12 protein-coding genes are annotated in these 11532 nt (G+C 58.0%); 2 read left to right on the top strand and 10 right to left on the bottom strand.

All coding sequences use genetic code 11. The annotated features are described in order from the left end of the window. Positions 1-36 precede the first annotated feature (36 nt). The 8 genes from BMY55_RS01945 to mutM all read right to left on the bottom strand — a co-directional run bounded on the left by BMY55_RS01945 (position 37) and on the right by mutM (position 7575). Positions 37-657, bottom strand: coding sequence for a LysE family translocator (locus BMY55_RS01945; RefSeq protein WP_091427815.1), 621 nt, complete (start codon positions 655-657; stop codon positions 37-39). Further along, on the bottom strand, positions 654-1070 hold the full coding sequence (locus BMY55_RS01940; protein ID WP_091427813.1) for a VOC family protein: 417 nt from the start codon (positions 1068-1070) through the stop codon (positions 654-656). The genes BMY55_RS01945 and BMY55_RS01940 overlap by 4 nt, the downstream gene beginning before the upstream one ends. Beyond that, on the bottom strand, positions 1067-2173 hold the full coding sequence (recF, locus tag BMY55_RS01935) for a DNA replication/repair protein RecF (protein WP_091427811.1): 1107 nt from the start codon (positions 2171-2173) through the stop codon (positions 1067-1069). Before recF ends, BMY55_RS01940 begins: the two co-directional genes overlap by 4 nt. 70 nt (positions 2174-2243) lie before the next feature. Then, entirely contained in the window at positions 2244-3362 is a 1119-nt protein-coding gene (dnaN, locus tag BMY55_RS01930; RefSeq protein WP_091427809.1) for a DNA polymerase III subunit beta, read from the bottom strand. Between the two features lie 137 nt (positions 3363-3499). Beyond that, positions 3500-4861, bottom strand: coding sequence for a chromosomal replication initiator protein DnaA (gene dnaA, locus BMY55_RS01925; RefSeq protein WP_091427807.1), 1362 nt, complete (start codon positions 4859-4861; stop codon positions 3500-3502). A 594-nt stretch (positions 4862-5455) separates the two neighbouring features. Beyond that, complete coding sequence (rpsT, locus tag BMY55_RS01920) at positions 5456-5719, bottom strand: 30S ribosomal protein S20 (protein WP_091427805.1); 264 nt, start codon at positions 5717-5719, stop codon at positions 5456-5458. Between the two features lie 160 nt (positions 5720-5879). Further along, on the bottom strand, positions 5880-6656 hold the full coding sequence (locus BMY55_RS01915; RefSeq protein WP_091427803.1) for an enoyl-CoA hydratase: 777 nt from the start codon (positions 6654-6656) through the stop codon (positions 5880-5882). 67 nt (positions 6657-6723) lie between these two features. Beyond that, a complete protein-coding gene (gene mutM / locus BMY55_RS01910; protein ID WP_091427802.1) occupies positions 6724-7575 on the bottom strand; it encodes a bifunctional DNA-formamidopyrimidine glycosylase/DNA-(apurinic or apyrimidinic site) lyase in 852 nt (283 codons plus the stop codon). 74 nt (positions 7576-7649) lie between these two features. Between mutM and ubiE the strand changes: the two genes are divergently transcribed. Together ubiE and ubiB are read left to right on the top strand one after the other, a co-directional pair. Further along, complete coding sequence (ubiE, locus tag BMY55_RS01905; protein ID WP_091427800.1) at positions 7650-8402, top strand: bifunctional demethylmenaquinone methyltransferase/2-methoxy-6-polyprenyl-1,4-benzoquinol methylase UbiE; 753 nt, start codon at positions 7650-7652, stop codon at positions 8400-8402. Position 8403: 1 nt separating this feature from the next. Then, positions 8404-9933, top strand: coding sequence for a 2-polyprenylphenol 6-hydroxylase (gene ubiB / locus BMY55_RS01900; RefSeq protein ID WP_091427798.1), 1530 nt, complete (start codon positions 8404-8406; stop codon positions 9931-9933). Here the strand turns inward: ubiB and BMY55_RS01895 are convergent. Both BMY55_RS01895 and BMY55_RS01890 read right to left on the bottom strand, forming a co-directional pair. Next, positions 9919-10785: a phosphotransferase gene (locus BMY55_RS01895; RefSeq protein WP_091427797.1), complete on the bottom strand. Its 867-nt coding sequence runs from the start codon at positions 10783-10785 to the stop codon at positions 9919-9921. The genes ubiB and BMY55_RS01895 overlap by 15 nt on opposite strands. 66 nt (positions 10786-10851) lie before the next feature. Further along, complete coding sequence (locus tag BMY55_RS01890; protein WP_091427795.1) at positions 10852-11523, bottom strand: flagellar hook capping FlgD N-terminal domain-containing protein; 672 nt, start codon at positions 11521-11523, stop codon at positions 10852-10854. Positions 11524-11532 lie beyond the last annotated feature (9 nt).

Genomic DNA, 11532 nt, shown 5'->3' with positions numbered 1-11532 from the left:
ACACAAGATTTAGTGTCCAACAGACCGCTTTTCCGCCTATGTAAATGGAATGATGATTCCCACCAGAATCAACATGCTACCGGCGGCCACGTTCATACGACGCAGGCTTGTCGGTGATGACAGCAATTTGCGGGCGCGGTCGATAAAAAACGCCATGCCCAGGTTGCCAATCAACGGCACGATGAAAGAGGCAATGCCAATAGCCACAATGTCCGCGGCGGTCAGGCGCGACAGGTCAAAGAACCCCGGCAGAACGCCCATGTAGAACAGAATGGCCTTGGGGTTGGCGAGAATTACGATCAGGCCCGCGACAAAACCCGCCCAGATGCCGGGACGGGTCAACTTGCGATCCTTGGAAATCTTATGATCGGCGGATCGAATGATCGTGACGCCCAGCCAGATAAAAAACAGCGCAGCCACGATTTTCAGGACCAACATGGCCCCGCCAAAGCTGGACGCCACCCAGCCCATGCCCAGGGCCGCCAGAACCGACCAGAAGATGTCGCCGATTGCGACGCCCATCGCCAGCGGCCAAGCCTGGGCAAAGCCACCGGCCAGAACGCGAGCCACCAATGCCACCCAAACCGGGCCGGGGGTCAGGAACAGGATGAACAGGCCGATGACATAGAAACCAAGCTCAAGCGCTGTGATTGTCATTTCAGATGCCCATCACCATCCAGTTCCCAGAACGGGTTCATGGCGTATTCCCACAGGTGCCCGTCTGGGTCGGCGAAGTAACCCGAATACCCGCCCCAAAAGATCTTTTCAGGGCGTGTAACTTCGGTTGCCCCCGCTGCAAGAGCCTTGTCATAGGCCGCATCGACCTCGGCCTCGGTCGGGAAGTTCTGTCCCAGTGTCATCGCCCCTGTCTTCAGGGCCTCAATTGGCATCCCTGTGTCTTCGGCCAAGCCATCCAACAGGTAAAATCCGAATTTCATGCCGTTCATGTCATAGAAGACCACCTTGTCCTGCACTTCGGATGGCTCCCACCCGATGGCTTCATAAAAGTCGCGGGCCCGGGCAATATCCCTGACGCCAAGGGTGATCAGGGTCACACGGTTGGACTTCATATCGTCACCTCTTCAATGTGCGAGCGCCCATCCGCTTCGCTGACTTCAATATGGCTGGCACGATTGCCAAGTTCGGCAAACAATTCGGGACCAGTGCCGGTCATGAAGGCTTGCGCGCCAAGTGCGCAAACCTCGTCATAAAGCGCGGCACGACGGCCAGCATCCAGATGGGCGGCCACTTCGTCCAGCAGCAGGATGGGCGGTGCGCCAAAATCACGCGTCAACGCGCGGCTGTTGGCAAGAATCAACGACACCAAGAGCGCTTTCTGCTCGCCTGTCGAGCAATCCCGCGCGGCAATCCCCTTGGTGGAATAAGTGGCGGCCAGATCTGTCCGATGCGGCCCAACAAGGGTCCGCCCGGCCAGCAAATCACGTGGACGGCTTTCGGCAAACGCCTGTGCCAAACCCTCTTCAGTTGTCGGCAATTCGGCCTCGTCAGGCTGGATTAGAGACAGTTCCGCCGCCGGAAAAGCCGTTTCGGCTTCGGCTTGTGCCGCGATCAGCTGTGACAGGGCGGCGTTTCGGTTCTTGGTCATCTCGGCGGCAGCGCGCGCCATCTGCGCTTCCAAGGCATCATACCAGTGGCCGTCACGCTGACCATCTTTCAACAGCCGATTGCGTTCGCGCATGGCCTTTTCATAGGTCAGAACCGTATCGGCGTGGTGCGGCTTGAAACTCATTGTCATCCGGTCCAGAAACCGCCTGCGCCCGTCTGCGCCTTCGACCCAAAGACGGTCCATCACCGGCACCAGCCAGACCATCCGCGCGATCCGGCCCAGGGCGACCTGCGGCGCGGATTTACCATCGATCCGCACCTGCCGCACGCCGCCTTGTTCGATCCAGGTCTCAACCTCGTGTATTTGATGCAGGCTTTGCAGGATTGCCGTGACCTTCCAGCCGACGCCTTCCGGCCGCCGGATCATCTCGTCCGCGGTTGCACGTCGCAACCCGCGCCCCGGAGACAGCATGGATATCGCCTCAAGGATGTTGGTCTTGCCAGCCCCGTTGCGGCCATGGATGGCGACGGGCCGTCCGTCAAGCGACAGCCGCGCAATGCGGTGGCTTCGAAAATGGCTGAGTGTCAGCTCTCGCAAGGCCAGCATCACTTGCCCTGCCTTATCTTCTTACAGAAAACATCCCCGCCGGGGGCGTCGGATCGTGGCTTGGTAGCGGTCACACACGCATCGGCATGACGACATAGACAGCACTGGTGTCATTGCCTTCACGCATCAAGGTCGGGTCGCCGGAGGAATTGAACATGAACACAGCGTTTTCGCGGTCCACCTGGCTGGCAATCTCAAGCAGGTATTTGGCGTTGAACCCGATTTCCAATCGCTCGTCCCCATAGGCGACAGCCAGTTCTTCTTCGGCGGCACCGGCGTCCGGGGCATTCACGGACAGGATCAGGCGATCTTCGTCCAGTTGCAGCTTCACGGCACGCGACCGTTCGCTGGACACAGTGGCGACGCGATCGACGGCCTGAGCAAATTCGGTGGCGTCCACCTCCAGTTTGCGGGTGTTGCCCGTGGGAATAACGCGGGTGTAGTCGGGGAACGTGCCGTCGATCACCTTCGACGTCAGTGTGATCGCAGGTGTCGCAAAGCGGATCTTGGTTTCCGACACGGACACGGCGATGGTCGCATCGTCATCGTCCAGCAGTTTGCGCATCTCGCCCACGGTTTTTCGGGGCACGATCACGCCGGGCATATCCTCGGCGCCGGCGGGCAGGTCGGCGTCGATCCGTGCAAGACGGTGACCATCAGTGGCCACGCAACGCAGAACCTTGCCGCCATCAGCATCAGCCACATGCATATAGACGCCGTTCAGGTAATACCGTGTCTCTTCCGTCGAGATTGCGAATTTCGACTTGTCGAACAGGCGGCGCAGAACAGGCGCGGGGGCCGAGAAATTAGCTGAATACTCGGATGATGCCATCACCGGGAAATCTTCCTTCGGCAGCGTCGCGAGCGAAAAGTTCGAGCGTCCCGCCTCGACCGCCAACCGGCCGGTTGCACCATCGTCGGTCAGTTGCACCAACGCCCCATCAGGCAGCTTGCGCACAATTTCGTGCAGGGTCACGGCGGACACCGTTGTGGCACCGGCGCGTTCGACCATGGCATCGGTCTTGTCGACAACTTCGATATCCAGATCGGTGGCGCGGAACGATACGCTGTTGCCTTCGGCTTCGATCAGCACATTGGCGAGGATTGGGATGGTGTTTCGGCGTTCTACAACGGATTGCGCCTGTGACACGGCTTTAAGCAGCGCGCCGCGTTCGATACTGATCTTCATGTCCCACTCCTGACAGATACCGGGACGGTGAACATATCACGTTCTCCGCCCGGCTCAATTTGTTATTCGGAATGTCTGATTCTTTCGCGGGCGGGTCAAGGCTTTAGGGCCTAAAAACCCGCCAGAGTCGTGTCAATTCAGGCTTCAAGCGCACGGCGCAGAAGTTCAAGATCTTCAGCGATCTGATCGTCGGCGCCCTTCAACTCGTCAATCCGCTTCACCCCGTGCATGACAGTGGTGTGATCACGACCGCCAAATCGGCGCCCGATCTCTGGCAATGACCGCGAGGTCATGTGTTTGGCCAGATACATCGCCACCTGACGCGGTCTGGCAATGGTGCGCACACGCTTCGGACCGATCAGGTCGGACAGGCGAATGTTGTAATGTTCGCTAACCTTGCGCTGTATCTCTTCCACCGTCACCTTACGGTCCGAGGCGCGCAGGATGTCACCAAGGCAATCCTGTGCCAGCTCTAACGTGATTTCGCGACCCACCAGAGACGCGAAGGCAAACAAGCGCATCAAAGCACCTTCCAGAACGCGCACATTGGTCGAGATGCGGTGGGCGACAAACTCCAGAACGCCATCCGCGATCACCAGCCCGTTATATTGTTCGCGATAGGTGCTAACCTTGTTCTGAAGCACACCAAGGCGCAGTTCGTAGTCGGTCGGGTGCAGGTCCACTACAAGGCCACATTGCAGACGACTTTTGATACGGTCTTCCAAGTCCTTGATCTCGCCTGGTGCGCGGTCGCCGGAAATGATGATCTGCTTGTTTTGATCCACCAACGCATTGAAGGTGTGGAAAAATTCTTCCTGCGTGCTGTCCTTGCCCGCAATGAATTGCACATCATCCACCATCAGCACATCAACCGAGCGGAACAGCTGCTTGAAATCCATCATCTGCTTTTCGCGAAGGGCCTGCACAAAGCGATACATGAACTGCTCGGCTGACAGATAGACCACGCGAAGATCGGGATTGCGGGTGGTCATTTCGTGCGCAATGGCGTGCATCAGGTGCGTTTTGCCCAGTCCGACGCCGCCATACAGGAACAGCGGGTTGAACGTCACCGGGCCACCTTCGGCCACGCGACGGGCTGCTGCGTGCGCCAGTTCGTTGGGCTTGCCCACAACGAAATTGTCGAAGGTGAAACGGTCGTAAAGCGGTGCGCCGGGCAGATCGTCGTGATTTGTTCTGGCAATTGCGACAGCCGGTGCAGTTTCATCTGACGCCTGAGCCAATTTTGCCGTGGCTGTCTTCGACGGGACCGCAAAATCAAGTCTCGAGACCTTCAGGCCCTCGCCAACCATCTGATGCAGAATCTTGTCGCCGAAGTTTCGATCCACCCAGTTGCCCATAAAATTGGTCGGAACCAGAAATGTTGCCACGCCGTTCTTCAGATCGGCAAATTCCAGCGGTTCAATCCAATTGGTATAGTTGTTCTGCCCTACCGCCTTTTGCAGCTTGTTTCGAACAAGTCCCCATTCATCGTTCGTCATGTCACCTCGACCCGGTTTCTTTGATAGGCTGTTCAACGACAGCCATTTTACCAAACATATAGATACCAGACGCGCCCAAGCGCCCGACGATCCACAAAACCAAGCACGCCTGCCTCACCAAAAGCGTGCCAAGCCGACAGGCGTTCGCTGCACAAGACCACAGTCTTGGCACAGGGATCGCCCGATCGGGCATGGAGACATAACAATAAGTTAACCTGCCAGGCCGAAACGGTCTGACAATCACTGAAACGACGCTTGCCTTTAACCCGACCCCCAAGTCGGAATAAAAACTTACGTCGATTGCACCGGACAGGCTCCGATTCAATCTTCAGGTCAAATTTTAACCTAATTTTTCAAGGGGTTATCCCTTGAATGTATGATAGTCCCAAGTCGGCGATGTGAATCGCTGAGGGCAAACTAGCAACCTGTCAGCGGCGCGCGCAATAGAAACTCGTGCTTGACTCATTCTTTGCAGAAACGAATCCCAAGCGGCTTGCACTAATGCAATTTTTGCCGCCAAAAACGAGAGCGGAGCGTGCCTTTGAGGACACGCTCCGTCTGTTTTTCAAAACCGGTCTTTGACCAGAATCGCGATTAGCCCAGGGTTTTGATCCGTGCGGACAGGCGCGACACTTTCCGAGCGGCGGTGTTCTTGTGGTAAACGCCTTTGGTCACGCCGCGCATCAGTTCGGGCTGAGCAGTTTTCAGGGCTGCCGACGCGGCTTCCTTGTCACCGGATTCGATGGCTTCTTCGACCTTGCGCAGGAAGGTGCGAATGCGCGAACGGCGGGCTTTGTTTACAGCAAAACGAGCCTCGTTCTGGCGGGCGCGTTTTTTGGACTGGGGCGAATTTGCCATGTGTCTGATCCCTTCATCGGGTGTGGTTTACGTTTCAATAGCCGCGCGTTCGCACCCGACCGGGTTCAGAACCGGTGATTCTGGCCAAAGCGGGCCTCACGCGCATGTATGACGGCACCCTTTACGGAAAAATGTCTGCAAAGGGAACCCATAAAAAGCGTTACTTGTCGCGGAACTGTGGTTCGCGCTTCTCGGTGAAGGCGGCCATGCCTTCCTTCTGGTCCTCGGTCGCAAATAACGAATGAAACAGGCGACGTTCAAACAGGATGCCTTCGGTCAGCGGCAGCTGCTCGGCGCGGTTCACTGCTTCTTTGATGGCCATCACCGTTATCATGGACTTTTCGGCGATCTTGGCCGCGGCGGACATCGCTTCATCCATCAGCTTCTTGGCGGGCACGACACGGCTGACAAGGCCAGCACGTTCTGCTTCTTCCGCGTCCATGAACCGACCGGTCAGGTTCATGTCCATCGACTTGGCGCGACCAACAAGTTTGGTCAGACGCTGGCTGCCGCCCATGCCAGCCATCACACCCAGGTTCACCTCGGGTTGGCCGAACTTGGCGGTGTCCGCGGCAATGATGAAATCACACATCATCGCCAGCTCGCACCCGCCGCCCAGCGCATAGCCGGACACGGCGGCGATGATCGGTTTGCGGATGCGCATGATCGCATCTTCTTCCGGAGTGAAAAGGTCGCCAGCGAACACATCGACAAAGCTCTTCTCGGCCATCATCTTGATGTCTGCCCCGGCGGCGAAGGCTTTTTCGGATCCGGTGATCACGATGCAACGCGCCTTGTCGTTCTTCTGAGCGTCCGCCAAGGCGTCACCCAGTTCGCCCAGCAGATCAAGGTTCAATGCGTTCAGCGCGTCGGGTCGGTTGAGCTTGATCAGACAGATGTGATCTTCGATCTCAACGATGATATTCTTATAGGCCATGGTTCCCCTTGCCATTGTCCGTGGTGGTCGAAGCGGAGTCGTAAGCCTGCCCGCCTCAGTGATCAAGCTATCTTTGGCATTGCGCACAATAGAATGTTGAACGCCCCGATTGCGTGATTCGCCTTATTTTTCCAGTGCAACCTTGCGTCACGCAGGGTTGACCCTCGCGGCCGTAGGCTTGAAAATTGTGTTGGAAATAGCCCAGTTCGCCGTCTGCCTGCCGGTAATCGTTAAGGGAAGATCCGCCGCTTTCAATCGCTTCTACCAGCACGTTACGAATGATCGGGACCAGCCCTGCGATGCGCGCGGATGAAAGACGCATGGCTTTGCGGGTGGGGTGAATGCCGGCCCGAAACAGCACCTCGCAGACATATATATTGCCAAGCCCCGCGATGATTCCCTGATCCAGAAGGGCGGATTTGATGGGGGAGTTACGGTGCTTTAACGCGCCGATGAGATAGGGTTCGTCGAAGGCGTTCCCCAACGGCTCCGGTCCCAACACGCGGATCAGTTTATGGTCCTCTAGCCCTGACGAGTCGCACAGGTCCATCGCGCCAAAGCGCCGCGGGTCATTGAATGTCACCCGTGCGCCGTTGTCCATGTGCAGCACCACGTGGTCATGCTTTTCCGGCGCGGGGTGGTCGTGATGAAACTTGCCCAAAGGGTGGCCCGAGATCAGCATTCGTCCTGACATGCCAAGATGAGTGATCAGGGTCTCGCCGGTATCAAGATCCGCCAACAGATACTTCGACCGCCGCCCCAACCGCATGACCCTTGCCCCGGTCAGCCGATCCGCCATCCGGTCGGGAAACGGCCAGCGCAGCCCCTCGCGCCGGGTTTCAGCCCGGACAATCCGCGCGCCTTCCATCACGGGGGACAATCCGCGACGAACCGTCTCGACCTCTGGTAATTCGGGCATATCGGGCGTGTCTCCATTGTGCGTGGGTATTCGTCGGGATATGAGGGATCAATCGCAAGGAATGGGCAAGCCCGATGAGCACATCCGAAACAAAAACAACCCATTTTGGGTTCAAGACCGTGGCCGAGGATGACAAGGCCCGCATGGTCCATGGCGTATTCACCAATGTCGCGTCGAAATATGACATCATGAATGACGTCATGTCCGTTGGCATCCACCGCGTTTGGAAAGACGCGATGATGGATTGGCTGGCCCCCCGGAACGGTCAACGGCTTTTGGATGTCGCAGGGGGCACTGGCGATATCTCGTTCCGTTTCCTGGATCGCGCACCCAAGGCATCTGCGGTTGTGCTGGACATGACCGAGTCGATGCTGGTCGAAGGACGCAAACGCGCAGACGTCGCCAACAAAGCCGATCGGCTGGATTGGGTCGTCGGCGATGCGATGGCGCTGCCGTTCGAGGATGGCAGCTTTGACCGCTATACGATCAGCTTCGGCATCCGCAACGTGACGCGGATCGCAGATGCCCTGTCCGAGGCTTACCGCGTACTGAAACCCGGCGGTCGCCTGATTGTGCTGGAGTTCAGCCAGCTTCCCAATGACGGTATGCAGAAGCTCTATGATCTCTATTCCTTCAACGTGATCCCCCGCATGGGCAAACTGATCGCTGATGACGCCGACAGCTACCAATACCTGGTCGAATCCATTCGCAAATTTCCGGATCAAGAGACGTTCGCGCAAATGATCCGCAACGCCGGATTTGAGAATGTGAAATATCGCAACCTGTCCATGGGCATCGCGGCACTGCATTCGGGATGGAAGATCTAGGATGCGCGGACCCCACAACATCTGGCGGCTGATCCGCACCGGTGCGACCTTTCAACGGACGGGCGCGATGGGTGTCGTGCTGGATGCGATGAACGCGCCGCCGATCATTCGTATGGCCGCGCGAATTGTGGGCTTTCCTTTTGCGTGGTTGGGCAAGAAGGGCGACACGTCTCTGCCGCCCCTGACGCGCGCGATCACGGCGCTTGGCCCAGCCTATATCAAGTTTGGCCAGATTCTATCGACACGCCCCGACGTGGTTGGTGCGGAGCTGTCGGATCAATTGCAATATCTGCAGGACAAGCTTCCCCCGTTTCCGTCTGCCGTTGCCCGGCGGATGGTCGAAAAGGAACTGGGCATCAAGATCGACGAGGTGTTCTCGGAGTTTTCAGAACCCGTCGCCGCTGCGTCGATTGCGCAGGTCCATCGCGCGCGCATCGCAGCCACAGGCGAGGAAGTCGCAGTAAAGGTTTTGCGCCCGTATATTGAACGCGCGTTTCGCACCGATATCGACGCATTCCATTTCTCGGCCGGTGTCATCGAGTTCTTGCTGCCCTCCACCCGCCGCCTGCGTCCCACTGATGTGGTCGAACATTTCGAGGGCGTGGTGATGGGCGAGCTGGATTTGCGGCTGGAAAGCGCCTCGGCCAGTGAGTTTGCCGAGAACACCGCAGATGATGCCGGGTTCGTTGTGCCCAAGGTCAATTGGGGATTGTCGGCTCGGACCGTCATGACATTGGGTTGGGGCGAGGGCATTCCGGCAAACGATTTGCCCGCCATTCGCGCCTCGGGGCTGGATATGGATGGGCTGGGCGAACGGGTGCTGCAACTGTTCCTGTCACACGCGCTGCGCGACGGTCTGTTTCATGGCGATATGCACCAAGGCAATCTGAAATTTGCAGCAAACGGGGATATTATCGCCATTGATTTCGGCATCATGGGGCGAATTGACGAATACACCCGCCGCGTTTATGCCGAGATCCTGTATGGCTTTATCACCCGCGATTATCGTCGCGTGGCCGAGGTTCATTTCGAAGCGGGTTACGTGCCCGCCGACCGCAATGTCGAGGAATTTGCCCGCGCCCTGCGCGCTGTGGGCGAACCGATTTTCGGCATGGATGCCACGCAGATTTCGATGGGTCGGCTGCTGTCCTATCTGTTCGAAGTGACCGAGAAATTTGGGATGGAAACCCGCACCGAGCTGATCTTGTTGCAACGCACCATGGTGGTTGTCGAAGGTGTGGCCCGGTCGCTGAACCCGAATATCAATATCTGGCAGGTCGCAAAGCCGGTGGTCGAAAGCTATATCGCCAACTCGATCGGGCCAAAGGCGCTGTTAAGCGATTTGGCGCGGACGGTGCGGGTGCTGGCCCGGTTCGGCCCGCGTTTGCCAGAACTGGCTGAAGCGGCACTGATCCGACAATCCACACCACCGCCGGAAACCGACCGGGCGCGCCCCGCTCGGGCGATGGGATATGTGACGCTGGGTGGTGGTTTGGCCCTTGTCGCCGTGTGGGTGTCAAGCCTGCTCTAACGCGTCCAGTTCAAGCGAGGCTGCGCGGGCATAGTCCTGATCGCCGCGGGCGCTTTTCCAGTGACAATAGGCGACCATACGCCAGTGATACAGCGGGGCCAGCGCATGATAACGCGCGATGGCCCGGGCGTCCTGACTCGCATGCAGATAATCCGACAGGAACCGCGCGATTTCATTCTTGCTTAAAGGGCGGTGCCCATAGAGCATCTGCATCGCCGGGGACAGAAACATTGCGATATCGGCGCTGGAGTCGCCAGCGGCGGGGCACTGCCAGTCGATCAGTCGCAGCCCATCGGAGGTCACGATGATATTGCCGGGAACGAAGTCGCCATGCAGAAATACGCGGTGGGCGTCAGGCAGGGCTTGCGGAACGGGCGGCGGTGGGGTCAGGCCGGATGGGGACATGCCATGACCATCGGCAATCAGTGAGGCGGGTGTGACGGTCAATTCCGGCAGTCCAACCGGCAGCGTGCGTGCATGCAGCCGTGCCATTGCTTGTGCCGCCGCTGTCACATCGCCGTTCCAGGGGTGGCCGTCGATGTGCTGATAGACCATCGTTTCACCAAGGGTGCTGTCCTGAAAAGCCACAAGCTCTGGCGCCATGCGTGACCCGCTCAATGCACGCAACGCCAGCGCCTCGCGGGTTCCGTCATTGGCGAAAAGCGGCGTGGCGGTGTTGGGAATGAACAGTTTGCAGACCAAGGGCGGAGCATCTTGCATATCGACGCGCCAAATCAGGTTGGTGCGTCCACCTGTCAGCAGGGACCAATGAGCCGCATCCGGGATCACCGACGCATCTGACCAGATGCGCCGCAGTTGCTCGCGCTTTGTCTGCCTTAGCTTTTCGTCCATTCCCGTGGCCCCTGTTCAAACCGGCGCCAAGCTAGGATGCGAAAGGGTCAGGGGCAACCGTATCAATCACGGCTCGCGGATCGCTGACACCGTGTCCGCCTGAATCTTTTGACCGCTTTCAAGGATCAACCACAGATTGCCATCTGCATTCTGGCTTTCGGTGATCTTGCTATAAGCCTCTACCGGGTCGGTTGAAAGGTGAACACCGTTGCCGGAACTGACCAGTTCAAACGAATAGACACCACGCGGGAACGGCGTGCCGGACTGATCCACACCGGCCCATTGAACCGGGTCGGTCGAGGTCGGGATAATCTTGTTCTCGACAATGTCGCCAGCCGCGTTCTTGACGACCAACCTTGTTTCATCAGCACCGATGGCTGGTTGCGGTACAAGTGTGATCGGCGTCTGATCAAACTGAACGGGGGCGGCGACGCGCGCCTCCATCCCGACCCATCCGGCAATATCGGACAGCCCCATCAGGCCAAGTTTTGTCCCAAGCCCGTCAAGCAGATCATTCGTCCGCACCTGTTGTTCGACGCCTGAGAAGGTGGCCAGCTGCACGGCGTAATCGGAAGATTCAATCGGGTTCAACGGATCCTGATTTTCCATCTGAGCGGTCAGCATTTTCAGAAAAGTTTCAAAATCAGAAGAGATCACGGCATCGCCATTTTTCGTCCCTTCGGAATATTGTGCAGGTCCCGCCGTCAACGCAGCGGGCAGGGTTTGAGATACATCCATTGGGTTTCC

It is taken from the genome of Aliiroseovarius sediminilitoris (assembly GCF_900109955.1).
In the GTDB taxonomy this organism is placed as follows: Bacteria; Pseudomonadota; Alphaproteobacteria; order Rhodobacterales; family Rhodobacteraceae; genus Aliiroseovarius; species Aliiroseovarius sediminilitoris.
Note: the sequence above shows the minus strand (reverse complement) of the source record. Positions and strands in the feature narration are given on the sequence as shown.

What these genes read in the sequence shown, in the direction of transcription:
- BMY55_RS01945 (WP_091427815.1), bottom strand. Translation starts at nt 657, where the DNA reads ATGACAATCACAGCGCTTGAGCTTGGTTTCTATGTCATCGGCCTGTTC.
- BMY55_RS01940 (WP_091427813.1), bottom strand. Translation starts at nt 1,070, where the DNA reads ATGAAGTCCAACCGTGTGACCCTGATCACCCTTGGCGTCAGGGATATT.
- recF (WP_091427811.1), bottom strand. Translation starts at nt 2,173, where the DNA reads ATGCTGGCCTTGCGAGAGCTGACACTCAGCCATTTTCGAAGCCACCGC.
- dnaN (WP_091427809.1), bottom strand. Translation starts at nt 3,362, where the DNA reads ATGAAGATCAGTATCGAACGCGGCGCGCTGCTTAAAGCCGTGTCACAG.
- dnaA (WP_091427807.1), bottom strand. Translation starts at nt 4,861, where the DNA reads ATGACGAACGATGAATGGGGACTTGTTCGAAACAAGCTGCAAAAGGCG.
- rpsT (WP_091427805.1), bottom strand. Translation starts at nt 5,719, where the DNA reads ATGGCAAATTCGCCCCAGTCCAAAAAACGCGCCCGCCAGAACGAGGCT.
- BMY55_RS01915 (WP_091427803.1), bottom strand. Translation starts at nt 6,656, where the DNA reads ATGGCCTATAAGAATATCATCGTTGAGATCGAAGATCACATCTGTCTG.
- mutM (WP_091427802.1), bottom strand. Translation starts at nt 7,575, where the DNA reads ATGCCCGAATTACCAGAGGTCGAGACGGTTCGTCGCGGATTGTCCCCC.
- ubiE (WP_091427800.1), top strand. Translation starts at nt 7,650, where the DNA reads ATGAGCACATCCGAAACAAAAACAACCCATTTTGGGTTCAAGACCGTG.
- ubiB (WP_091427798.1), top strand. Translation starts at nt 8,404, where the DNA reads ATGCGCGGACCCCACAACATCTGGCGGCTGATCCGCACCGGTGCGACC.
- BMY55_RS01895 (WP_091427797.1), bottom strand. Translation starts at nt 10,785, where the DNA reads ATGGACGAAAAGCTAAGGCAGACAAAGCGCGAGCAACTGCGGCGCATC.
- BMY55_RS01890 (WP_091427795.1), bottom strand. Translation starts at nt 11,523, where the DNA reads ATGGATGTATCTCAAACCCTGCCCGCTGCGTTGACGGCGGGACCTGCA.